The sequence below is a fragment of the Caulobacter sp. FV1ye6ST genome (assembly GCF_058681225.1).
Genome location: NZ_CM178733.1, coordinates 278,022 through 301,335 on the forward strand (window position 1 = coordinate 278,022; position 23,314 = coordinate 301,335).

22 protein-coding genes are annotated in these 23,314 nt (G+C 66.4%); 5 read left to right on the forward strand and 17 right to left on the reverse strand.

Annotated features, from left to right (window positions below; all coding sequences use genetic code 11):
- The first annotated feature begins 115 nt into the window (after positions 1 to 115).
- Positions 116 to 1,060, forward strand: coding sequence for a LysR family transcriptional regulator (locus ACW175_RS01530; RefSeq protein WP_492102915.1), 945 nt, complete (start codon positions 116 to 118; stop codon positions 1,058 to 1,060).
- Here the strand turns inward: ACW175_RS01530 and ACW175_RS01535 are convergent.
- The 12 genes from ACW175_RS01535 to ACW175_RS01590 form a co-directional block, all read right to left on the reverse strand.
- Positions 1,050 to 2,243 (reverse strand): TraB/TrbI/VirB10 family type IV secretion system protein, encoded by a 1,194-nt coding sequence (locus ACW175_RS01535; RefSeq protein ID WP_492102916.1) that lies wholly within the window; start codon positions 2,241 to 2,243, stop codon positions 1,050 to 1,052. The two genes, ACW175_RS01530 and ACW175_RS01535, sit on opposite strands and share 11 nt — an antisense overlap.
- Positions 2,240 to 3,088: a P-type conjugative transfer protein TrbG gene (gene trbG / locus ACW175_RS01540; RefSeq protein WP_492102917.1), complete on the reverse strand. Its 849-nt coding sequence runs from the start codon at positions 3,086 to 3,088 to the stop codon at positions 2,240 to 2,242. The genes ACW175_RS01535 and trbG overlap by 4 nt, the downstream gene beginning before the upstream one ends.
- Positions 3,085 to 3,768 (reverse strand): conjugal transfer protein TrbF, encoded by a 684-nt coding sequence (gene trbF / locus ACW175_RS01545; RefSeq protein ID WP_492104875.1) that lies wholly within the window; start codon positions 3,766 to 3,768, stop codon positions 3,085 to 3,087. Before trbF ends, trbG begins: the two co-directional genes overlap by 4 nt.
- A 3-nt stretch (positions 3,769 to 3,771) precedes the next feature.
- A complete protein-coding gene (trbL, locus tag ACW175_RS01550; RefSeq protein WP_492102918.1) occupies positions 3,772 to 5,034 on the reverse strand; it encodes a P-type conjugative transfer protein TrbL in 1,263 nt (420 codons plus the stop codon).
- A gap of 1 nt (position 5,035) precedes the next feature.
- The gene (trbK-alt, locus tag ACW175_RS01555; RefSeq protein WP_492102919.1) at positions 5,036 to 5,308 is read right to left on the reverse strand and encodes a putative entry exclusion protein TrbK-alt; all 273 of its coding nucleotides are present in this window, start codon (positions 5,306 to 5,308) and stop codon (positions 5,036 to 5,038) included.
- Positions 5,305 to 6,051 carry a P-type conjugative transfer protein TrbJ gene (trbJ, locus tag ACW175_RS01560; RefSeq protein WP_492102920.1) on the reverse strand — a complete coding sequence of 249 codons (747 nt, stop codon included), beginning with the start codon at positions 6,049 to 6,051 and terminating at the stop codon, positions 5,305 to 5,307. The genes trbK-alt and trbJ overlap by 4 nt, the downstream gene beginning before the upstream one ends.
- Positions 6,048 to 8,465 (reverse strand): conjugal transfer protein TrbE, encoded by a 2,418-nt coding sequence (gene trbE, locus ACW175_RS01565; protein ID WP_492102921.1) that lies wholly within the window; start codon positions 8,463 to 8,465, stop codon positions 6,048 to 6,050. The genes trbJ and trbE overlap by 4 nt, the downstream gene beginning before the upstream one ends.
- A gap of 5 nt (positions 8,466 to 8,470) precedes the next feature.
- A complete protein-coding gene (locus ACW175_RS01570; protein WP_492102922.1) occupies positions 8,471 to 8,737 on the reverse strand; it encodes a VirB3 family type IV secretion system protein in 267 nt (88 codons plus the stop codon).
- Positions 8,734 to 9,099, reverse strand: coding sequence for a TrbC/VirB2 family type IV secretion system protein (locus ACW175_RS01575; RefSeq protein ID WP_492102923.1), 366 nt, complete (start codon positions 9,097 to 9,099; stop codon positions 8,734 to 8,736). The genes ACW175_RS01570 and ACW175_RS01575 overlap by 4 nt, the downstream gene beginning before the upstream one ends.
- Positions 9,096 to 10,061, reverse strand: a complete 966-nt coding sequence (trbB, locus tag ACW175_RS01580; protein WP_492102924.1) for a P-type conjugative transfer ATPase TrbB — start codon at positions 10,059 to 10,061, stop codon at positions 9,096 to 9,098. The genes ACW175_RS01575 and trbB overlap by 4 nt, the downstream gene beginning before the upstream one ends.
- 175 nt (positions 10,062 to 10,236) lie before the next feature.
- Positions 10,237 to 10,665: a CopG family transcriptional regulator gene (locus tag ACW175_RS01585; RefSeq protein ID WP_492102925.1), complete on the reverse strand. Its 429-nt coding sequence runs from the start codon at positions 10,663 to 10,665 to the stop codon at positions 10,237 to 10,239.
- Positions 10,666 to 12,645 carry a conjugal transfer protein TraG gene (locus ACW175_RS01590; RefSeq protein ID WP_492102926.1) on the reverse strand — a complete coding sequence of 660 codons (1,980 nt, stop codon included), beginning with the start codon at positions 12,643 to 12,645 and terminating at the stop codon, positions 10,666 to 10,668.
- 368 nt (positions 12,646 to 13,013) lie between these two features.
- On the opposite strand from ACW175_RS01590, the gene ACW175_RS01595 reads away from it, so the two are divergent.
- From ACW175_RS01595 to ACW175_RS01605, 3 genes are read left to right on the forward strand one after another with little or no spacing between them, the layout of a single operon-like run.
- Entirely contained in the window at positions 13,014 to 14,144 is a 1,131-nt protein-coding gene (locus tag ACW175_RS01595) for an ABC-three component system protein (RefSeq protein ID WP_492102927.1), read from the forward strand.
- Entirely contained in the window at positions 14,141 to 14,650 is a 510-nt protein-coding gene (locus ACW175_RS01600; protein WP_492102928.1) for an ABC-three component system middle component 2, read from the forward strand. The genes ACW175_RS01595 and ACW175_RS01600 overlap by 4 nt, the downstream gene beginning before the upstream one ends.
- A 1-nt stretch (position 14,651) precedes the next feature.
- The gene (locus tag ACW175_RS01605) at positions 14,652 to 16,520 is read left to right on the forward strand and encodes a hypothetical protein (protein WP_492102929.1); all 1,869 of its coding nucleotides are present in this window, start codon (positions 14,652 to 14,654) and stop codon (positions 16,518 to 16,520) included.
- Between the two features lie 135 nt (positions 16,521 to 16,655).
- Here the strand turns inward: ACW175_RS01605 and ACW175_RS01610 are convergent, their stop codons facing one another.
- From ACW175_RS01610 to ACW175_RS01630, 5 genes are all read right to left on the reverse strand, one after another.
- Positions 16,656 to 16,934, reverse strand: coding sequence for a hypothetical protein (locus ACW175_RS01610; protein ID WP_492102930.1), 279 nt, complete (start codon positions 16,932 to 16,934; stop codon positions 16,656 to 16,658).
- Positions 16,935 to 16,994: 60 nt separating this feature from the next.
- On the reverse strand, positions 16,995 to 18,179 hold the full coding sequence (locus ACW175_RS01615) for a hypothetical protein (RefSeq protein WP_492102931.1): 1,185 nt from the start codon (positions 18,177 to 18,179) through the stop codon (positions 16,995 to 16,997).
- A gap of 77 nt (positions 18,180 to 18,256) precedes the next feature.
- Complete coding sequence (locus ACW175_RS01620) at positions 18,257 to 19,414, reverse strand: AlbA family DNA-binding domain-containing protein (RefSeq protein WP_492102932.1); 1,158 nt, start codon at positions 19,412 to 19,414, stop codon at positions 18,257 to 18,259.
- A gap of 11 nt (positions 19,415 to 19,425) precedes the next feature.
- Positions 19,426 to 20,112 carry a hypothetical protein gene (locus ACW175_RS01625; protein ID WP_492102933.1) on the reverse strand — a complete coding sequence of 229 codons (687 nt, stop codon included), beginning with the start codon at positions 20,110 to 20,112 and terminating at the stop codon, positions 19,426 to 19,428.
- Positions 20,109 to 22,547: an HsdM family class I SAM-dependent methyltransferase gene (locus ACW175_RS01630; RefSeq protein ID WP_492102934.1), complete on the reverse strand. Its 2,439-nt coding sequence runs from the start codon at positions 22,545 to 22,547 to the stop codon at positions 20,109 to 20,111. Before ACW175_RS01630 ends, ACW175_RS01625 begins: the two co-directional genes overlap by 4 nt.
- A gap of 564 nt (positions 22,548 to 23,111) precedes the next feature.
- Between ACW175_RS01630 and ACW175_RS01635 the strand changes: the two genes are divergently transcribed.
- Complete coding sequence (locus tag ACW175_RS01635) at positions 23,112 to 23,291, forward strand: hypothetical protein (protein ID WP_492102935.1); 180 nt, start codon at positions 23,112 to 23,114, stop codon at positions 23,289 to 23,291.
- Positions 23,292 to 23,314: the final 23 nt, after the last annotated feature.

Consider the following 23,314-nt stretch of genomic DNA (forward strand, 5'->3'; position numbering starts at 1 on the left):
TGGGACCAAAAAGCCATGCCAGCCTTGGTTCGAGTGGCGAATATTGCGCGTATATTCGTCCTATAGAGTAGCCCGGCGCGCTCGCGCGAGCTCCGGTGGCGATGGTTATTTCGCCATGCGGTTCGCCCAAGCTTTGTTCGACACGCAAGCCCGCCTCTCGGACTTTGAACGCCCGCCCGGTCGCTCGACGGCGTGGGCTGGCCTGGGCATGCATCAGCTCCGCTACGTACTGGCCGCCGCGGAGCACGGCGGCTTTCGCCGCGCGGCGCGGCGGCTTGGCGTCCAGCAGTCGGCCGTGTCGCGACGCATCCGCGAGCTTGAGGAGCGTCTCGGCGCCCAGATCTTTGAGCGTGGCCCAAGCGGTGTGCGGCTCACTCAGGCCGGGTGCGAGTTCGTCGCCGGCGCGCGTGGCGCCATGACCGAGCTAGACCGGGTCGTGGATGTCGTCAGCGAATGCGGCCGGGCTGGCCAGGGCGTGTTGCGGATCGGCGTCGTCGGAGCCCTCGGTCCAGGACCGCTCGAAGACATGCTTCGCCAGGCGCTTTCCGGCGACCCAGGTCTCGCTTTGGAGGTCATCGAAGGCGAAGGCCAGGTCCTGGCCGAGCAGTTGGCCCAGGGTCGCCTGGATGTCGCGTTCCAGGCCTCGATGGACCGAGAGCCGGGGGAGCCTGCCTGGCGCGAGCGCATACTACTGGCGCTGCCAGTAGGCCACGAGCTCCAGGCTCGGGCCTCGATCCGCTGGAGCGAACTATCGGGATTGAGGGTCCTGGCCCACGCCGATCCAGCCCTTCGTGCGCTCCTGCATCGCCGCGGCCGCTCGACGTCCAACCTGTCCTGGGTCTCCCAAGCCGCCAGCGCCGCGACGGTGCTACGCCTTGTGTCCTTGGGCCAGGGCGTCGCCCTGGTCTCGGAAGCAAACGCGGCCAAGGTCAGCGGCGTCGTCTATCGGCCGATCTTCCGGGAGTTCCTGTCGTATCGCGCGGTGATCGGCCGTGGTTCGACCAAGCCCGCGCTGCGGCGACTGTTGTCTGCGTTGCCGGGCAGTCCGCCTACGGCCTGAGCCCGTCGCCGAAGACGATGTCGCGGGTCACTAGGATCGTCACGGGGAGACCCGCGCGCAGAGTCAGGGTTGGCTGGACGTCGAGCTGGCGTCGCACGACCTGCTGGCCGGCCTGGCTCACCGTGTCCTGCACGCCGCGCCGCAAGGCTCGCGCCACGTCACCATCGTCGTCGGAGCCAAGTTCGGCGCCGATGCCCAGCACGCTCGACAGGAGAGCGGCCTTTGCCATCGAGCCCCAGTGGGCGTCGACCTTGTCTTGCAGGCCCGAGCCACCGCCGGCGTCGGCCCCAACCAGCCGGTCCAGCTTCAACGAGCGGCCATCGGGGAAGATCACCCTGTCCCAGGCCAGCAACACGCGGCGTTGGCCAAACGAGACGTCGGCGTCGTAGGCGCCAACCAACTTGGAACCTTGCGGGATCAGCAGGATCCGCCCCGTTAGGCTGTCATAGACGTTTCGGGTCACTTGGGCGGAGACGGGACCAGGCAAGTCGGAGTTCACGGCCGTTACCAAGGCAGCGGTGATCACCGTGTTGGCCTGGAGGGCCGGCCCCGAGGGCGCGGGCGCAACGCGAAACGCGCTCTGCGTGGAAGCATCGGGCCCGCGATCCAGGAAAGCGCGCTTGGCGGCCTGCCCGGAAGCGGGCGGCGCGGTCATGGCCGGCGCGATCGGCATGATGGACCCGCCCGCCGCCATCGTGCTCTCGATGGGCGAGGCCGTCGCTGGAGCGGTGCGCGCCGCGCTTGTCGTAAACAGGCTGCTGGTCCGCGCAGCCGCATTCACCTGGCGACGGGCCTGGGCTGCCTGCATGTCGGCGGCGTCCGGCTGGGGGCTGCGCCCCATCGCCGGAGGGGACACCTCCTGGCTCCGATTTTGGGCGGCCACGATCGGGCGTCCAAGATCGCCCGGCAATGGCGGTCCAAGCCGCGGGACGTCGCCATAGGTCTTCGGCGCGTCGGCCACCGCGCTGGGCGGCGGCCGGGCCGCCGGTTCATCCGTGCTCGGATCAATGGGCCTGTGGCTGCGCGATTGCAGGGCCAACACCAAGGCCGCGCCGATCGCGACCGCCGAGACGCCGCCAAGGGCAATGACGACGGGACGGGACAAGCGGGCCACGCGAGGTGGCTCCGCCCGCAGCCGGACGGCGTCGCGCGCGGTCGCATTGGCGTCGTCGGTCGCGCTCATTGGGCGAGGCTTCCGACGCGGGCCAGCCTCACGCGGCGCATGCGGCGCTTGTCGCCAAGCCGAAGCTCGGCCTGGTCGAACAACCGATCCACCACCATCTGCCGACCGTTGATACGGTAGTTGACGAGCTCAAGCCGGCCATCCTGGACGAGGAAGAGCGGCGGCAAGTCGTCTTGCGCGATGCCGGCGGGGAAGACGATGAAGACCTTCTTGCCGTCGTCGAAGACTTGGGTCGGGCGCCAGGCGGGATGGTCGCCGGCGACCTTGTAGTTGAAGTTCAAGTTGGCGATATCGACGCCGCCCGTCGCCGTGATCGATGCGGGCGGCGGTGGCGGCGCCGCAGGCTTGGACACCGCGATCAAGGCTCCTTGCGGATAGGTCCAGGCGACGGAGGCCATGTAGGTCGAGGCGTTGGCCCTCAGCTCGACATAGTAGGTGCGCCGGTCGGTGTTGATCACCAGGTTGGTGGCGAGGTTCGCGGCCGTCGGCTTCACCAGCACGTGGACGCGGCGTTCGGCGCCCACGCCGCTTTCCGTGTCGCCCAACACCCAGCGCGCGGTGTCGCCGGCGGCGATCGGGCCCGGCCCCGCCAGCTGCTCGCCGGGCTGCAAGACGAGATCGGTCACGCGGCCGGGCGCGGCATACACCTGGTAGAGGCCGCCTTCGGTCCAGGCGTAGCGCTGCACCGCGCCTTGGAAGGTGTCGAGGGCGGGCTGCACACGCGCGGCGGCGTTGGCCGCTACCACGGGCGTCTTGGGATCGACGGCGCGGGGCGCGGCCTGGGCCGCCGGGGCGTAGATCAGTAAAGCCGCAACCACGGCTTTGCGGCTTTGCAGGCGCTTCATGGGGCCATCTCCTTGGACCAGTCGATCGCCGAGACGTAGACGCCCAGCGGGTTCTTCTTCAGTTGCTCGACATTGCGGGTCGGGCGGCTGACGAGGGTCACGATCGCTGCCCATCGCTCGGTCGCCACCAGGGCGCCGTCCTGGTAGCGGCGCTCGATCCAGGCAACCCGGAAGCTGTCGGGCGAGGCGCGAATGACACTGGAAACCTCGACCGAGACCTGGACCTTGCCGACCAGCAGGAAGGGATCGTTGGCCTGGGCATAGGCGCTCAGCGCCCTGGCGCCCTCAACGCTCGTGAAGTCGTAGGCGCTAAGCCAGTTCTGCCGCACCACGATGGGGTCCGAGGATATCGACCGCACCTCCTCGATGAACCGGCGCAGCCGCGCGGCGACCACCACGTCCGCGGGGCGATAGTCGGCCTTGGCCGGCGCCACGGTTCGCGCCTCGCCAAGCCGGTCGACCTCGACGACCCAAGGCACGACATGGCCGCGCGCGCCCTGCCAAACGAGCGCGCCGGCAAGTGCGACGACGACCCCGGCCTCGACCAGCGCCAAGGTCCAGGCGCGCCGTCCAGTCACGGCCAGGCGGCCTTCGCGGTCGTCCCAGGCTTGGCGCGCCCGCCGATAGGGCGTGTCGGGTTCGGGCGTGCGCCCGTAGCGAACCTCGGGTCGCTTGAACATCATTCAGGATCCTTCCGAAAGGTCGATCGCCGCGCCGCCGCCACCCGGGCTGGACGACGCCGCATGGCCGACGGCCGACGCGCCGTGGGCGACGTCCTGGCCCTGCTTCATCCGGCGCGCCCAGGCCGGCGGACCGCCTTGTGTCCCGGCGTTCGAGCTAGGCGGACTGCCGCCGTTTGGGGGGCCAGCCTGCTGTTGGCGAGCCGCCTGGAACCGGGCGCCGAGATCTTGGGCAATCTTCCGCAGCGGGCTTGCCGCTGCCTGGGCGCCCGCGCGCGCGACACCTGCCACGCCGCCCGATTGAAAGGCCCCGGTCGCTCCGCCGGCCAGGGTCGCTGCGCCTCGCGCGGCGCCTGCCGCCAGGCCTGCGGCACCGCCCACGGCCATGCCGGCCATGGCCCCGCCAGCCAGCAACGCGCCGCCCGCGGCCGCGCCGGCGCCGACGGCGGCCCCGGCGCTCAGTTGCGGCCCACCCGAGACCAAGCCGTTGGCGATGCCTGGGGCGAAGAGGCCAAGGCCCAAGAGACACAGCGAGGCCAAGACAACAGCGAGCGCTTCCTCGACCGTTGGCTGTGTGTTGGCGAACCCCGCCGTGAACTGGTCGAAGAGCGTCGAGCCGATCCCGACCACGACGGCCAACACCATGACCTTGACGCCAGACGACACGACGTTGCCCAGCACGCGTTCGGCCAGGAACGCCGTCTTGCCGAACAGCCCCCACGGCATCAGCACGAACCCGCAAAGCGTGGTCAGCTTGAATTCGATCAAGGTGACGAAGAGCTGCACGGCCAGCACGAAGAAGCTGAGCACCACGATCAGCCAGGCGATCAGAAGCACGGCGATCTGAATGAAGTTCTCGAAGAACGCCACGTAGCCCATCAGCCCGGAAATGCTCTCCAGTAGCGGGCGTCCTGCATCAATGCCGGCCTGAGCGACGCGGCCCGGTCGAAGGAGGTCGGCGACGGTGAAGCCGGTGCCGGACGCCTTGAGGCCAAGACCCGCGAAGCTCTCGAAGATGATCCGGGCTAAGCCGTTCCAGTTGCCGATTAGGTAGGCGAAAACGCCAATGAACAGCGTCTTCCGGATCAGCCGGGCGATCACGTCCTCGCCTTCGCCAAGGCTCCAGAACAGCGCCGCCAAGGTCACGTCGATGACGATGAGGGTGGTGGCGATAAAGGCGACCTCGCCGCCCAGCAGGCCAAAGCCTGAGTCGATGTAGGACGTGAAGACGCCCAAGAACCTGTCGATGACGCCGGGCCCCTCCATGTCAGGCGCCCCGCTGGCCTGTTGCGCGACCGGCTCCGAGGAAGCGCGCGCGCTCGTCGGCCCAGGCCTTCAGGCAAGCGGGATCCTGCGCTCCGGCTTCGCCGAGGCCCTGGCAACGGCGCAGGGTCGGGTCGGCGACTTGGCCTGGCTTTGGCGCCGGCGCCGCGGCTGGCGTCGCCGGGGAGCGCGGCCGAGCCCCTTGCAGGGCGGCCATCAAGATGGCGAGCGCCGCAAACCCAATCGCGGCCAGCCGGAAGGCCAGGCGCGCGTTCATGGTTGGTTGAACATCTTGGCCGAGCCCGGCTGGTAGCCGGCGCTCGGTGCCAGGAACCGGCGCAGTTGCTCGCGAGCCTGGTCCTGGGCGGCCGCCCGCTGGGCCGCGTCGAGCGTCTGGGCGCGACCCGAGGCGGCGAGCAACGTGACGAGGTCAGACAGCTGCTGGGATTGGAGCGCCAGCAGTTGGTTGCCGGCCTGGGCGGCCTGCAGCGCGCCGCTGGCCGATTGGCTGGCGTTGACCAGCTCGCCCATCTGCGTCCGGGCGCCGTCGAGATTGCCGACGACGCCGGCCTGGATCTTCAGCGCGTCCTGGAAAGCCGCCACGCTGTTGGCCCACCGGGCCTGGGCGTTGGCCACCAAACCCTGGTCCGTCGCCGTCAGGTCGGCCGGGCGGTAGGCTTCCTTGAAGGCCGCCTCGATGTCGCTGACGCGCATGGCCAGGCCTCGGGCTTGGTCGACGAGCGCGCGCGTCTGTTGCAGCTGCGATTGCAGGCCCTGCAGCGCCGAATAGGGAAGGCCCGCCAGGTTGCGCGCCTCGTTGACCAGCGACTGGGCTTGGTTCTGGAGGGCGTTGATCTGGTTGTTGATCTGCTGGAGTGCGCGCGTGGCGGTCAGCAGGTTCTGGGCATAGTTGGTCGGGTCGAAGACCGTGAACTGGGCGCACGCCGGCTCGACGCTCGCGACCAAGGGGATCGCGAAGGCGCAGAGCAGCAGCGCCCGCCGCGAGGCGACGGGGGTCATGACGGGGACTCCAGGGATTGGGACGAAAGCAGGTCCGCGGCCCAGTCCAGGCCACGCTCGCGCAGCCATGCGTCGGCGAAGTCACCAGGCTCCGCGGAGGCCAGGACGCGAGCGATAGCCGCTTGGTCTGGCTTGGAAGAGGCGGCGGCGAAGGCCAGGGCGACTTCGCCCAGGCCCAGGTCGAACAATCGATCGCCCAGCGGGGACTGGCAGTAGTAGTCGCGCTTTGGCGTGGCGCGGGCGAGGATCTCGACCTGCCGGCCGTTGAGGCCAAAGCCGGCGTAGATCGCCGCGATCTGCGGCTCGAGCGCGCGGGGATTGGGAAGGAACAAGCGGGTTGGGCAGCTCTCGATGATCGCCGGGGCGATCGGACTGCCTTGGATGTCGGCCAGGGATTGGGTGGCGAAGACGACGCTGGCGTTCTTCTTGCGCAGGGTCTTGAGCCACTCGCGCAGCTGTCCGGCGAACGCCACGTCGTCGAGCGCCAGCCAGCCCTCGTCGACGATCACCAAGGTCGGGCGACCATCGAGCCGGCCTTCGATGCGGTGGAACAGGTACGACAGCACCGCGGGCGCGGCCGGGGATCCCGCCAAGCCTTCGGTCTCGAAGGCTTCGACGTCGCCGCGACCCAAAGATTCGTGTTCGGCGTCGAGCAGGCGACCAGCCGCGCCGCCGACGCAGTAGGGGCGCAAGGCGAGCTTGAGGGCGTTGACCTGCAACAGGGCCGCGAGGCCGCTCAGCGTGCGCTCCTCGATGGGCGCGGTCGACAAGGCGGCCAAGGCGGACCACAGGTGTTCGCGGGTCTCTGGGGTGACCGCCGCGCCTTCCCGGGCCAGCAACGCCGCCAGCCACCCCGCCGCCCAGGACCGTTCGATCGGGTCGTCGATCTTGGCAAGGGGTTGCAGGGCTGGCGCACCGGCGCCGCCCAGGTCGTGCCAGTCGCCGCCCATTCCAAGCGCCGCCGCGCGGATCGAACCGCCAAAGTCGAAGGCGAAGACTTGCGCCTGGCGGTAGCGCCGAAACGACAGCGCCATCATCGCCAGCAGGACGGACTTGCCTGCCCCGGTCGGGCCGACCACCAGGCAGTGGCCGACGTCGCCGACGTGCAGCGAGAACCGGAACGGCGTGGATCCATCGGTCTGCGCCTGCAAGAGGGGCGGCGCCGCGAAGTGCTCGTCGTGGTCGGGGCCCGCCCAGACCGCCGATAACGGCATCATGTGGGCGAGGTTGATCGTCGAGATCGGGGGCTGGCGAACGTTCGCGTAGACTTGGCCGGGCAGGCTTCCGAACCAGGCCTCCACCGCGTTGATCGTCTCGTTGATGACGGTGAAGTCGCGGCCCTGGATCGCCTTCTCGACGAGACGCTGCTTCTCGGCGGCGGCCAGCGGATCCTTGTCCCACACCACCACGGTGGCGGTGACGAACGCCTGGGCGACATCGTCGGACCCGAGGTCCTGCAAGGCGGCGTCGGCGTCGGCGGCCTTGTTGGCGGCGTCGGAGTCCAGGAGGACGGACGCCTCGTTGGTCATCACCTCCTTGAGGATCGCGGCGACGGACTTGCGCTTGGCGAACCACTGGCGACGAATGCGCGACAGCAGCTTCACCGCGTCGGTCTTGTCGAGCATCAGCGCCCGGGTACACCAGCGGTAGGGGAAGGCCAGGCGATTGAGATCGTCCAGGATCCCGGGGAACGTCGCCGTCGGAAAGCCGATGATCGTCAGGATCCTGAGGTGGTGCTCGCCCAGCCTGGGCTCTAGCCCGCCTGCCAGCGGTTCGGTCGCCAGCACCGCGTCCAGGTACATCGGCGTCTCGGGTACGCGTACGACCTGGCGGGTTGTGGAGACCGCCCCATGGAGGAAGGACAGGGTCTGGCTGTCGTCGAGCCACGCCGCATGCGGCATGAAGCTCTCGACCAGCTGCAGCACGCGGTCGGTGCGCTGGATGAAGCCCTTGGCCTGCTCCCAGGCGTCGACGCCCTTCTGGGCCCGCCCCTCGACGAGGAGACCCTCGAAGCGCGCGCCGTCCTCGGCCGGCGGCCGCCAAGCGAACGTCAGGTAGTAGCGGCTCTCGAAATGGGTCCCGCCCTCGGCGAACTGCTCGCGGCGCTCCAAGTCGACCAGCGCGGACGCGCCGTCGGCGAACGTACCGGGCGGATAGTCGGGCGCCGGATCTCTGCGGGCCTCGACGAACAACGCCCAGCCCGAGCCGAGCCGCCGCAGGGCGTTGTTGAGCCGGGCCGTGGTGGCGACCAGCTCGGCGGGCGTGGCGCTGTCGAGGTCTGGGCCGCGGAAGCTGGCCGTTCTCTGAAGGCTGCCGTCCTTGTTGAGGACGACGCCCTCGGCGACGAGGGCGGCCCAAGGCAGGAAGTCGGCCAGCAACGGCGTTAGGTTGGAGTAGGCGGAGAGCGGCATCATCGATGTCAGGTCCGCAGGAAGGTCGGGTAGCGCAGGTGGCGGCGCGCGACCTCGACGAACTGGGCGTCGCGGCGCGCCGCCCACACGGCGGCGGCGTGGCCGAGGGCCCAGATGACAAGCCCAGCCAACCACAGCCTCAGGCCAAGGCCGATCGCGGCCGCCAACGTGCCGTTGGCGATGGCGACCGTGCGCGGCGCGCCGCCCAGCAGGATCGGCTCGACCAAGGCGCGATGGACGACGGCGAAATAGCCGGGCGGCAGCTCCCGGCTCACGCGACCAGCGCCCCGCCGCCGAAGGAGAAGAAGCTGAGGAAGAAGCTCGAGGCGGCGAACGCGATCGAGAGGCCGAACACGATCTGGATCAGCCGGCGAAAGCCGCCCGACGTGTCGCCAAACGCCAGGGCCAGCCCGGTCGTGATGATGACGATCACCGCGATGATCTTGGCGACCGGTCCCTCGATCGACTCCAGGATCGATTGGAGCGGCGCTTCCCAGGGCATCGACGAGCCGGCCGCACGGGCGGGGACGGCATAGACAAGGCCCGACGCGGCGACTACCGCGCATCCCAGGCGATCGAGCAACGATCGGGCCAGCAGGCGACGCTTGCGGCGCACGGCCGCGACTTGCGAGGTCATGACATGTCTCCAAGGTGGGAAAGGGCGTAGTCGCCGTCGGCCAGGCCTTGGACGGCGGCCAGCTCGGTCAGTCGGCGCTGGGCGCCTCGACCGACGAGGACGGCGATGAGATCGATGGTCTCCGCGATCAGCGGGCGCGGGACGGTGACGACCGCCTCCTGGACCAGCTGCTCAAGCCGGCGCAGCGCGCCTATCGCGGAGCCAGCGTGCAACGTGGCGACACCACCGGGGTGGCCCGTTCCCCAGGCCTTTACGAGATCAAGCGCCTCGGGGCCGCGAACCTCGCCGATGATGATGCGGTCGGGACGCAACCGAAGCGTTGAGCGCAGCAGTTCGGTAAGGCTGGCGACGCCGTCCTTGCTGCGCAGCACGACGGTGTTGGCCACCGCGCACTGCAGCTCGGCGGTGTCTTCGATCAGCGCCACCCGCTGGCCACTGGCCTCCAGTTCAGCGAGCAGGGCGTTGGCCAGGGTGGTCTTGCCGCTAGATGTGCCGCCGGCGACCAGGATGTTGCGTCGCTCGGCGACGGCGGCACGCAGGTGTTGGGCTTGGCCCTCCGTCATCACGCCAGAGGCGACGTAGGCGTCCAAGCGGATGACCTGTCCCGCCGGCTTGCGGATCGCGAAGGTCGGCGCGGCGACGATGGGCGGCAGCAGCCCCTCGAACCGCTCGCCGCCCCCTGGCAGCTCGGCCGAGACGCGCGGGCTCCCGGCATGGACCTCGGCGCCGACGTGGTGCGCCACCAGGCGAATGATCCGTTCGCCGTCCGACCTGCCGAGATGTTGGCAGGTATCGACGAGGCCCACCCCGAGACGGTCGAGCCAGAGGCGACCATCGGGATTGAGCATGATCTCGGCGACGTCATGGCATTCGAGCCATGCCCCGATTTGCGCGCCCAGGGCGGTGCGGAGCATCCGCGCGCTGCGGGCTTCGGACTCGGCGTGGAGCGTGTGGAGGGACATGGGGGCCTCGACAGCGGCCGGCGTCGCCGGCCATCGGGGCTCACTAAGGAGGGGTGAAAAACCTCTTGGACAACAACGATTTAGTCGCCGTCGTGCCCTGGCGTGAAAAGACAGGCGCTAGCGAAAATGCGCCCTCCTGGCCAAGCGTTTTCCGGCACGTCGCGCTGGCTGGACCTTAGTCTTCGGCGGTGTCGAAGGACGCGCTTGGATTGAGGGCGGCGATGTCGTGGGATAGGTCACGCCCCTTGGCGATGCGGCGACCTAACGCCGCCAGGAAGCCTTCGTAGCGTTCCTTCCCCTTCGCCTGTTGCGCCGCCAGCGCCGCCTCGGGCAAGGCCAGGGTGTTGGCTAGCCAAAAGCGGACGAACAGGCCGATGGCCTCGTTGGAGACAAGGGACTGATGCTCGACGCGATCGATCTGGCGCGACAGCCGGTCTAGGCGCCGACTCAAGGCCGCCTCGAGCTGCTCGGCATTGTCAGGCGACAAGAACGACGCCAGGGCGGACTCCACGATCGCCGCCTGGGAGACGCGCTTGCGAATGGCGTACTCGGCCAACCGGCCAGCGAGCGACGGGGGAAGGCGGAAGGTGTGCTTGGTTCGCATCTAGAGCTCCACGCCATCGCTTGGGTCGAGAGCCGCCTGCCGCGCGACGCTGGCCACCTTTCGCTGGAAGTTCGAGGCGGCGACCACCGTGTCGTCGTGGGCTTGGTCTATGTCGTCGAAGTCGAAGTCCCTCGGCTTCGATGTCTCCGTCGGCAGCTGCACGACCAAGTCCAGGCTGCGCTCGGCGGGGCCCTCACCCTCGGCCGCCCCGTCTTCGCCTAACGTGGCGGGCTTGGATGTCGACGGGGACGGCGCGATCGGCGGATTGGACGTCCAATCATCGGCCGGCGGCTGCGCGGCGCGCCAAGGCTTCGGGGGCCTGGCGATCCTGGCCATCAGTCGCGGGTCGGCGAAGTATCGAGCCTTCTGCGCTCGAATAGGCGGTGCGCCTGCGAGCATCACGACCTCTTCGTCGGGCGGCAGCTGCATGATCTCTCCCGGTGTCAGCAAGGGGCGCGGAGACTCTGCCTTCGACACCATCAAGTGGCCGAGCCACGGCGAAAGGCGGTGGCCAGCGTAGTTGCGCATCGCGCGCTCCTCCGTCGCCGTCCCGAGGGCCTCTGAGACACGCTTGGCGGTCCGCTCGTCGTTCGTCGCGAAGCACACCCGGACGTGGCAGTTGTCGAGAATCGCGTTGTTGGGCCCGTAGGCCCGCTCGACCTGGTTCAGGGACTGCGTGATTAGGAAGGCCTTGACCCCGTAGCCGGCCATGAAGGCCAGGGTGCTTTCCAGGAAATCGAGCCGCCCCAGCACCGGGAGCTCGTCGAGCATCAGCAGCATGTCCTGTCGCTCGCCGCGCGCCACCAGCGTCTCTGTCAGCCTACGGACGATCTGGTTCAGCATCAGCCGGATCAGGGGCTTGGTACGGCTGACATCTGAGGGCGGTACGACGAGGTAGAGGGAGCAGGGTCCATCATTGACGAGGTCTTGGATCCGCCAATCGCACCGGCTGGTGACCTTGGCGACGACGGGGTCGCGGTAGAGGCCCAGGAATGTCATCGCCGTGCTGAGCACGCCCGAGCGCTCGTTTTCGCTCTTGTTCAGCAACTCTCGCGCGGCGCTGGCGACGACCGGGTGGGGCCCAGCCTCGCCTAGGTGCGGCGTGCGCATCATCGCGGCCAGCGTTTGCTCAATGGTCCGCTGGGGGTCGGACAAGAATGTCGCCACGCCGGCCAGTGTCTTGTCCTCTTCGGCGTAGAGGACATGGAGAATCGCGCCCACGAGCAGAGCGTGGCTGGTCTTTTCCCAATGGCTACGCTTGTCTAGCGAGCCTTCCGGATCGACGAGGATGTCGGCGACGTTCTGCACGTCCCGCACCTCGGTCTCGCCGCGGCGGACCTCGAGCAAAGGGTTGTATGCCGAGGACGCGGCATTGGTCGGATCGAATAGGAGAACCCTTCCGAACCGCGCGCGAAAGGCGGCCGTCAGCGTCCAGTTCTCTCCCTTGATGTCATGGACGATGCTCGAGCCTGGCCAGGTCAGCAGCGTGGGCACTACCAAGCCGACACCCTTCCCCGACCGGGTAGGGGCAAAGCACAGCACGTGCTCGGGTCCATCGTGACGGACATAGGCTCCGTCCAGCTGGCCGAGCACCACGCCGTCGCTCGATAGCAAGCCGGCGGCCCGGACCTCTGCCGGCGTCGCCCAGCGCGCGGACCCGAACGTGCTGGCGCCGGCCGTTTCGCGGGATCGCCAGGTCGCCATGGCGATCGCGGTCCCGACGGCGAGGATTCCGCCGGAAGCGGCGATCATGCCGCCACGAAGGAAGACGCCAGGGGCATAGGCGTCATAGGCAAACCACCACCAGAAGAAGGCGGGGGGCGGATAGAGGCTGACGCTCCCGAATCGAAGGCAGGGAGACCCTAACGCTTCCTGGTATCCGAGCGCGTGCGCGGTCCATTGGGTGGCGCCCCAAGTCGTGGCCAGCACCACGAGACAGACGACACCAATGGGCGCCCAGAGGATGCGCGTGGCCGACATCGGAACCTGCCGAGGGAGCAATCAGGCGCCTAGCAAAGGGCTTCCGGACTCGTCGGCAAGGTCAATCGTATGAGCGGCGCACCATGGCGTGGAAAGACAGGCGCTGGCGTAGGCGTCCACTTTGAAGGCTCAGTCTGGAAGATGCGCTCCGCGGGAGCCACGACGAGCTGTGCAGCACGACTGCCGGCAACGCGCAAACCTGACTCTCAGGCGACCTTCATTTGGTCCGCTATCGGTGGCGGAAAATTCAAGCGGCGACATAGCTGCCCGTTAAGCGGGAATGGAATAAGTCGCTCGCGCGGCTAGCCATGGCTCCGCTTGCATGATGTTGTGGAAACCGAAGAGAGTTCGGTCTGAGGCTGGGGTATTTGGGAACCGATAAGAACCAACCTGCATCGGCGCTGCAGGTGTTGCCGACACCGTCCGCGTGGCCCAACGCTAATGCGCGCCTTCTGGGTCTGGGGCTGGGTTTGCCGGTTGATCCGCTTGATCGCCTTGCTCAATTCAGCGCTAAGGAGTTCGAACGCTTTACCCTCGAATGGGCAGAGGGTTTTCTGAAGTCCAAAATTCCCGGTGTGCATGAGGTTCAACAACGCGGCGGCGCCGGCGACAAGGGCCGCGACATTGTTGTTTGGCTGGATCCGCCATCGAGTGCGCCGCGTCGTAGCCACATCTACCAGTGCAAGCACTACGGCGTCGCCTTAGGGCCTGGTCCGGCCGCAGGCGAGATCGCTAAGCTTCTCTACTACACCCAGTTGGGCGAGCAGTCTGTCCCTGAGCTTTACGTTTTCGTGACGCACAAGGGCGTCACCGGCACGATGCAAGACCTTCTGGACGCTCCAGAAGATCTCAGGGCATTTATTCTAGCCAACTGGAATGACCATTGCGCCAAAGCCGTTTCGGGTAAGTTCACGTTCGACCTGACCCCGGAGGTCAAGGCGTACATCGCAGCCTTCGACTTCACGATCTTTCGCGCAAAGCAACCGCTGGAGCTGCTGAACGAGCATGCTCAGACGCGCTATCACCTCACGGTGTTCGGCGCGCCGCTGATCGAACGCCCGCCCCCGCAGGCCCCGCCCTCAAGCGTCGCGCCGCTCGAAACAGCCTATGTCGCCCAACTCTACGAGCTGATCGGCCAGCAACTGAAGAAGGTCGTGAACAAGCCGGACGACCTGGCACAGGAAGGAGCCTTCCGTGTGCTTTTCGACCGCTCGCGGATCACCTTCTATTGCGCTGAGGGCCTCAAGGAACTGGCGCGAGACCAGATGGCCGATCAGCAATTCTTCATCTCGCTGCTGGACGAGTTCAGCGACGGGCTCTTCCATACCTATACCGCCGCCGGGCAGTCGGGACATCAACGGTTACTCGAGACAATCAGGCAGTCGCAAAGCCTCCAGCTGGGTGGACATGTCCTGGCTCCCCACGTTCAGGCCAAAGATCGTGAAGGCATGTGTCACCAGATGGCCAATGACAGCCGTCTGCATTGGTGCGCGCCATGAGCCCGCAGGTCGCCAAAAGGCGTGCTACTGCGCGTCCGTTTAACTCCCCGCTGGAATGCGGCTTGCGGATGCTGTTCGTGCTCGATGCGTCGAGGGAGATACCTTGCGATCTGCAACGCCTGATCGCCTACGACTATCTGATGGTCCATTCCGGAGATGTCGAAGGCCCAGTCAGCCTCCATCCCGCTGTGCCATTCCGAGGCGGCGAGATGTTGGTCAAGCGCGATGTGCTGAAAGCGGGGCTGGACCAGATGTTCTCCAAAGAGCTGTTGGACAAGCGTTTTGATGCCAGCGGCATCAGCTATTACGGGACTGAGCTCACGGCCGCGTTCATCGAACTGATGGCCAACTCCTATTCGCAAGCCTTGCGTTGGCGTGCCCGCTGGGTCGTTGAGCGCTTCTCGCCCTTATCCGATCATGAGCTAACGTCGTTCATGGACGAAAATCTCGGCCGGTGGGGCGCGGAATTTGACCGTTTCACCGCCTTGAACGATCTGGAGCTCTAGCGTGTTTCAGCTGCGTAGAGTGGTTGTTCGAGGCATGGGCAAACCGGACGCGACCCTGTCGTTCCGTCCCGGTGCCAATATTCTAGCCGGCCTCTCGGACACGGGAAAAAGCTATCTCATCCACTGCCTCGACTACATCTTCGGGGCGGCCAAGATGACCAAGCAGTTTCCGGAATCGGAAGCCTATAGCCAGCTCTTGGTCGAATTCGCTAACGACGAAGGCGAAGCACTGACGCTCTACCGGGCACTCGCTGGCGGCGATCTACTGGCCTACAAAAGCGCGATCGACGATATCAATGGCGCGGGCGAAACAATCGTGCCGCAACGGCGCGGCAAGAGCCTAGCCAAAGATGTCACCTCCGCGCTTTTTCCGTTTGCTGATCTTCCGGAAGCCCGTCTGCGCAAGAACAAGCTCGGCGAGCTACAGCGCCTGACACTCCGGCACTGGATGCCGGCGATGTTGGTCGACGAGGTTGCCGTCATTGACGAGCGATCGCCGGTCCAAGGCCCTCCGGGTTATGACAAGACCATCAATGAACGCGCCTTTGCGTTCATGTTGTCAGGGCAGGACGACGCAGACGTGGTGTCGGCTGAACGCAACGACGTCATCGTCGCGCGTTTGCGTGCCAAGCTGGGTGTCATCGACGCTTTGATGAAGCCTTTGGAAGACCGACTAGCGACACCTGCAAGTGAAACCGAGGACTCGATTGATAAGGTCGAGGCAGCGATCGCCCGGATTTCCACCGTGATCGACGGCAGCGCTCAGGCGCATGAAGCCCTGCAGGTCGAACGCGAGATCGCGTTAGGTCAGCTGCAAAAGGCCGAGGGCCAGATCCTCGCCATCGACGAGTTGTTGGCCCGTTACCGCCTTCTGGAAAGCCGCTACGTCTCGGACTTGGATCGCTTGGATTTCATCGCCGAGGGCGCGCACTATTTCGGAGAGCTGCAAACTGTTGCTTGCCCGCTCTGCGACCAGGCGATGGAGGACGCGCATGATCATGGCGCGCATGGCACCGACGTCCAACTCGCCGCGCGGGCCGAGGCGGCGAAGATCCTAGCCTTGCGCACGGATTTGATGGGCGCGATCGAAAATGTCGAGGCCCGTCGTATTTATCAGGGCGCGCTTGTAGGTACGGCTCGATCGACGATCGAGCGCGTTGATCGAGACGCGCAAGCGCTGATGAGTCCGACGCTTCGGGACGCTGACGTTCGTCTGACCCGCTTGGTCGAGCGGCGCGTCATGCTTGAGGCGGCGCGCAATGATCGTGACCAACTCGACAGCCTGAAGACGATGCGCCAGACCATCGAACGCGAGGCCGCTCAACCCCGCAGTACGGCGCAGACCTGGGAGGCGCTCCCCGCCAAAGCTCTGGAAGAGCTGTGTCTTGAGATCGAACAGGTGCTGACCGAATGGAGTTGGCCGGGCAAGGGCCGTGTCACCTTCAACCAAGACGCCTACGATATTGTCGTTGATGGCCAGGCGCGACAGTCGCATGGCAAGGGTGTCCGCGGCGTTCTCTATTCGGCCTTCGTCATCGGCCTGATGCACTACTGTCGCGCGAGAGGTCGACCGCATCCGGGTCTCGTTGTGATCGACTCACCGTTGACCGCCTACAGTAAGGTCAAATCCGCAGGCCCAGGCACCAGCGCCGTTCCTGTCGATGCCGGCGTCGAGGCCAAGTTCTGGGCCTCGTTAAAGCGTATCGGCTCTGAAGTGCAGGTTATCATCGTCGAGAACAAGCCGCCGCCCGAAGATGTCGCTAAAGCGCTTGGTTCGGTGTGGTTCGCCGGTGAGTTCGCGATCGACGGCCAGCGCGCTGGCTTCTTCCCTCCGCTGCCATTTACTGGGACGCCCTTGATCGACGACTGAGCCCACTCGCACCTCGTGTTGCCGGCGGCGGCGCTTTACGGCGCTAGCCTCGAACGCGCCCGAGATCGTCATGATCGGCAAGCGACCGTAGCAGGCGGGTGGAGAGATGGACCTGGGTCTCGGCATTAGTACGGTTTAGGTATGCGCGCGCCTGACCCAGCGGCCCCGCTCGGCCACCTTCCATCCAAGCTCGCTGAGCCGATAGCCGACCTCATAGCCGCGGCCGGCATAGGCGTCCGATGGTCGCCCCCTTTCGGCCAAGCCCATCCGCACCAGGCGCTCGGTGACCGTGATGCCGAGATTGCCGCGCTTGGCCAGAGGCTCGAAATCCGACATTGCGTTCTCAAGCTGGTTCACCCCGCGCCACTCATTGGCGTCGAGCGAGATCGTCCTTAGAAACTCGTCGTCATCCATGTCGGCGCTCCTTCTCTGCAGGACGATGGTGCTCGCCTGCGTCAGACGCGGACGGGCCTGCTAGTCTAGGGCCTCTTCTATTCCCGACAGCCAACCGACAATGCGATCGACGTGGTCCGCGGCCTCCAGGAAACCGCCATGCCAGATGGCGGTTCGGTGCGGCCGGGACACTTCGAAGCCGCCACTTCGCGCCAAGGTTTCCGGTTCGGGCCAGCCGTCCTGGTTGGGTGCGCGGAAAAAGCTATTGGGGACGACCAGGGACCGGCAAAGGTCGCGGCTCCAGGCATCCATCCTGCCGGCCATCGCCAGGGTTTGGGGCCGAGCCCAGTCCAACACCATCACGGGCGGCCGCTCGGGCGATGCTAGACCTTCGAGACGATTGCGCAGCGCGCGGTTCACATGGACGTCGGCGAACCCGTAGCCGCCCACGATGATCGCGTCGGCCATGTGGGAGTGACGGATGAGGGCCGCGTGCAGCGAATGGAAAGGCTCCACCAGCAACTGGTCCAGTTTCAATCCGCCGGCGATCAAGGTCGATTTGGGAAAGGTTCGCCCCTCCGACCGCTCATCGCCCAGGATGCTCTGGTAGCTGTCGTTGAAGTCGCCCCCCAGGTCGTCACGCCACGCGATACGGGCGCCAAGTGGGTCGGCCAGCGTGTGATGAACGCTGCCGTGGAGGTGGTAGACAAAACCCCAGTCTTGCTTGCCGTGAACACGCTCGGGCGCGAAGGCGCCGGCGACAAATCCCGTATCCGCCTCGGGCCACGCCGACAGGGCGGCGCTGTCGTAGTTGAGGTTGTAGACGCCCAAGTCGAACCTCGCCCGTAAGCCGTCGAGCAGCGCGCCGTAGGCCGCCACCTTTGGGCCGGCGCGATCGATTTGGCGCGAGCGCTCGCGAATGTCCCGGGCGAGCTGGGTCAACAGATGCTGCAGTTGATCCTGCACCACGTGCGCTGGCCCATACCCCTCTGGATGGGGAAATCTGAAAGGCGGGGGACCCTGAACCGCTAACACTTCGCGCAACGACAAACCCAAGGGCGGCGGTGTCAGCCAGTGCGATAGATGGGCCATGTCGCCGAGCACGGTCTCGAACGTCGGCGTCGGTCGAGGCCGGACCTCACCGCGCAGTGCGTAGGCTCGCGTCGCGGCTTCGACCTGGTGATAGTAGTTTGGCCAGCCGCGCTGGCGGCTCCAGTCGGCGGCCCAGGTGCGCATGCGCTGGTCGAGGTCGGCGACGGAGGGCATGCCCAGTCCGACCGAGCTTCCCGCTCCGAGGATGATCAGGAGCTTTTTCTTGGTCGGGCGTGCGGGATCGGGTGGCCTCACCGGCGGCCCGAGGCAAGCGGCGCCCACTCACTGTAGCCGCCCGCATTCCATAGAGCGTCCAGAGCGGGCTTGAGCGCGGCGCGATAGGCGTCATCAGATCCAAAATCGTCGATCACGCAAATCGGCAACATCAGATCGTCCACCCGAAGCGGCGTCGGCGGATCATCCAGGCCGTAGTCCGAGCAAGTCACCACGGCGCTGTGCGCGCCCTGAAGGGAAAGGGCGACAAACAACGGCGGATTGACCCCGGCGGCCTGCAGTCCCCGAACATAGACCGGAGCGTGCTCGAGGAGGAGCCGTTCAATCTGTCGGCCAGGAATGCGGCGGCTCTCTCCGTTTACATTCAGATAGCCGACAGAGGTCGCCTCCAGTTGACCATCGCGGAATACTTGCGTGTAGCCATGGCACTGGCCGCCGCCACGGGTGTTGATGAAGCCGTCGAGATTGAAACGCGGCGTCCAGCCTGTGGACCCCAGGGGCCTGAACAGCTCGCTACGCTCCAGGGCCACGGTCAGGTCCACGGCGCCGGCGGTGTTGGAAAGCGGCATGATGTGCAGCACCAGGCGATCGGCGCCATCGGCGAGCACCACCGGACCGGCGTCGGCTTCAAGCAGGTTCAGACGGTCTCGGCGAAAGGCGGCGATACGGTCGGCGGCCGCCGAAGTTTGCAGGAACATCGTGCGCAGCTCGTCATAGCTAGCCTCGTAAACGCCGGCCGAGGCCCGCAGATAGAAGCGGTTGGAGTTCTTGCTGGTGACGCGGTGAGGTGGCGCTGGGCTTCGCGGAACGCGAATGGCCAGAATGTATCCCTTGTCGGCCGGGATTGCCTTCATCTGGACCCCGAACACTCGCGGTTCGAGCGCGGACTGCAAAAGGCTGTGTAACCGTTGCTGCATCTGGTCGGCGTCTGGCGTCTGGAGCGGTTGTAATCCGGCCGCGACGCCGCCTTCCTCGCGGACACCGATCAGCAGCATCCCGCCCGCTGTGTTGGCCAGGGCGCTCACGTCCTTGAGAAATTCCCGAGTATCGTCGTGGCTCGGGCCATAGGGCGCCGACTTGAATTCGAGGGTGACACTCTCGCTGGCCTGCGCCTCAACGAGGCCCACTAAAGTTGCCAGGTCCAATAGATCGAGATCCTGCGGCAAGCCCGCCATAAGCGCTCTCTCTAGCTAAGGGGGGGGGCGACCGCCAGCGGCACAAATAGGTGGCTCAGGCGAATTTGACCCGCGCCACTCGACTTCTTGTGATTGGTCTCGAACAGCAGCGCATCGGGCGGGATGTCTTGGGTGTCGGACGCTATGGAGCCGTCCGACGAGGTGATGCAGGCCAGGCGCTTCTGGCATCGCGTGAGGCTGGCGCGCATCGCGTCAACCTCGCTGGCGACATCGACGGTCACCATTCCGCACATGACGCCTGACGGCTCGTTCGGCGCGTAAGGTCCGGCCAGGAACCTGGTGATGCCCGAATTTCGGTAAGCGTTTCGGCAGCTGGTCTTGCCCTGGAGCTTCTTGAATTCAAGCGTCAGGGCCGCGCTGCCAGAGGCTGGGTAGTGGTACTCGACATCGGTGCGGCCAAGTTGCTTGGGCTTGCCACCGCCGCGTCGGTAGTTGATCGGGCGCTCGGCGTGGAAGCGGCCGCCGAGCGCGACGGTTCGACGTCGAGAGGGGTCGTCAAGATAGTCGGCCAGGCTCTTGGTCAGAACAGGCTCGCGTTCGCCAGCGTGATGGGCGCGGGGATAACGTGCGGCCAATTCCGCCCAACTGGCGGCGACATAGGCGACGACGCTGGCGACGTCTTGCTCGGGAAAGCAGGTCAGCCACGCCGTGTCGGCGTCTCCGGCGATCGCCGTCATGCGCGCGTCCTGGCGCTGACCGCCGCCCGGATCTGGCCCACGAGGCGATCGGCGTCCGCCAGGGCCGACCGTTGCAACCAAAAGCGCACGCGCAACGGCTTGACGATCGTGATGGTGCGGCCGCTCGCGACCGTCAGGTGCGGCAGGGTCAGCATGGCGCTGTCGCTGGCCCCGCGAACGTGCGCGCCCAGGCTCTCTCCAATCGCCCACAGGGGCGCGTCGGCCTCGGCCTCCGTGATGGCTCCGACGGGGCCGGTGGAGGTCGCCCCCAACTCGATGATCGCCGCGCCCAGGAGGTTCTTGCCGTCGACCTGAAGTGAAACCTTGATGGCGCCCGAGCCCCCGGCCGCGTCGCGCCAGGCTTCCAGCGTGGTCTGCAACTTTCGTCGATAGGCCTCAAGATCGTCCGTCGAGGGGTGCTTCAACAGGGGCGTCAGGAGGTCTGAGGGACGCGTCGACGAGGGTTGGATCGAGGGGGCGACGCGCTCGACCATCTCCAGAACCAAGACGCGATCGTCCTCGTCCAGTTCGAAATAGTCGAGCACCAAGGCGTTCAACCGGTCGCGATGATAGTCGTAAGCGCCGCCTCGAAAATGGTCGGGCGCGTCGGCCAGGGCCTGGAAGACTTCGCTGACCTGGGCCAGTACCGAGCGCGCCCGATCTGGGTTGGGGTGATGTTCCGGCCGAACAAACGGCATGGCCAGCAGCTCGTTCTTGTGCAGCTTCGGCCGCTCGCCGGAGACCGTATGGCTGCCCAGGATCATCAGATATTGCGCCAGAGGCGAGCGCAGATAGGCCGCAAGGAACTGGAGTAGCGAACGATCGCGTTCAGGGCCGCCAATGGCCTTGATGGAATGGCGGAAGGTGAAGGGCGCTTCGCTGAAGACCGCCCGAATTTCGCCTTCGGCGCTGACACCGTCGGGCCAGATGACGCGCGGCCCCCGGTAGAGTTCACGCTCGCCAAAGAACGCTATATTCGAGAAGTCATCAACCGGGAACGATCGCAGGGCGCTGTCGCCGGCCGCGAGCATGAGGCCGACATGAGGAAGCGTGCGCGCGTCGAGAAAGCGCATATCGCGCAGATCGCCCGCGTCGCTTCCCGGGTATCCTTTGTAGGGGCCGACCCAGCCGGAATTGCAGAGCCACGCGCCGTCGCCGTCTTGGGCTTCCGTCACCAGGTCTTCGAGCCGTCCCAGCCGTCGGCATTTGCGCAAGAGGGCGACATCGTGTTCGGTGCCCCAATAGCGCAGTCCAAACAGTCGCTCGTCGGCATACAGCGTCGAGGCGGGCAGGGTGATGCGGTCGTCGCCGTGAATGGCCAGGCGCCCGTAGGCCAACGCCACGTCGGCCTTGGGAACAAGATACTCGATGACCTCGCCGTGGCCGGCGGCAATGTCGCCCGCGCGGATAGCCGCCTGTTGCGTCCGGTCGCGCGCGCCGCCCGAAATCACCACGAACGGATGCTTGGCGCCGGGGAACACCAGGCGGCGCATGTCGGCGAAGTTGACCACTTGATCGATCTTCATCCGCTCGACAAGCTCGGCTCGGAAGTCCTGGGCGCGGTCGCCGACGATCAACCTCACAGGCAGGACCAAGGACACACGGCCGCCGGGCTTGAGGCATTCAAGGGCGCGAAAGACGTAGGCGATCGCGATCTGGCGATAGGAGACGGCCGGGGCGTCTTCGAGCGCGGCTAGCCATCGCTCGAAGCTGGTGACCTCGTCGGCGTCCGGCTCACGCCAGGGCGGATTGGAGATCACGAGCGAGAAGCGACCCTTGGTGGCCTCCACCGCGCTGGCGCCAAAGACGTCGCCGTCTTCCGGGCCGGCGCGCAAATTGGCGCCAATCAGGTTGGGCAGCTTGCCGCCTTGCTCCTGAATGATTGCCAGGTCGCGTGGCTCCAGTTCGGACAGGAGCGCCAAATAAAGGCTGAAGGCGGTCAGGCGACAGGCGTCGCGGTCGATATCGCTGCCAAATATGCCGCGTTTCAGAATGTCGCGCCGTTCCTCGAACGTGGGCGGGCGGCCTTGCCGATGCTCGGCTAGGCGCAACAGATTCCGATAGGCCGTCGTCAGCAGGATGCCCGAGCCGCACGCTCCGTCGAAGATGGTTTCCTCAAGCGGATCGACCACGCTCGTGAAAGCTTGCTCGACAACATAAACGGCCAGGTGGCGCGGCGTGTAGAAGGCTCCCAGTTCCTTCTGCGTTGGAGGCTTTTGCCCTGCCCGTTGCGGCTGAGACTGGGCGGAGATCTGGCCTTTGGTCGCTAGGAACGTCTGGTAGATTCCCGATATCAATTCGATCGGGATCTCGGAAAAGTCATAGCCCCAGAAGCTGCGCTGGCCCGTCTGTAGGTCGGTGCGCTCTAGGAATTCGCCAATCGCACTCAGGGCGCGAGGGGGAAGGTCCCAAAATTCAGCGGCGTCATCGATCACGGGGTTGAGGAAGTCGCCGTTGAAGTCCGTGCGCAGGCGATCAAAGAGCCGCTCCAAGCCGGCGCGGTCGCCGCGCGAAACCAGCTGCAGGAGCGTGGCGACCTCATGGCGCGCGCGATAGGTCTCGCCGACGATGCCGCGTTGCTCAAGGAAACAGACGAAGATTGCTTTGGAGAGGCTGTGACGCGCCTCGTCCTCGGTTAGTCCGCTTGGTCCAGCGCACAGCACTTTTAGGAGTGCGACGATGTTGGCCAGCAACGAGTTGTCGACGCGAAGCTTAGGGTCGAACCAAGAGCCGTGACGCTCCCAAACCCGCCCAGAACTAAGGTCGGCGTGGGACCAGGGGCCATCGGTGCTCGTTGGGCTGGTCTTGAGGCGCTGCGGCGCCGCAGCTGGGTCGAGCACCGAATAGGCCGAGACTTCGTCCGCGCCCAGCACGAGCACGACGCTGGCGAGGTTCTGGTTCCAGAGCCGGCGACAGAACAGCCGCACGGCAAGCTCCCGAGGTCCAGGCTCCGTGGGCAGGCTGTCAGCGTCGACCAAGCATGCAAGGGGGGCGCCGCCGTGCATGAACACCGCCGTGGCGCCGGCTTCCGCATCGCGCGGCGCGAACATCCTGCGGATTTCTGGCGCGAACGGGTGATCCGCCGGGATGTCCTGGGCATTGCGCAGGAGCGCGCCATCGCGTCGGCCATAGCCGAGCGTGATGATCTGCTGCTCGAAGCTGCGCATCGATCCTCCTGATTTGCCCCGCCGACCCTAGCCGC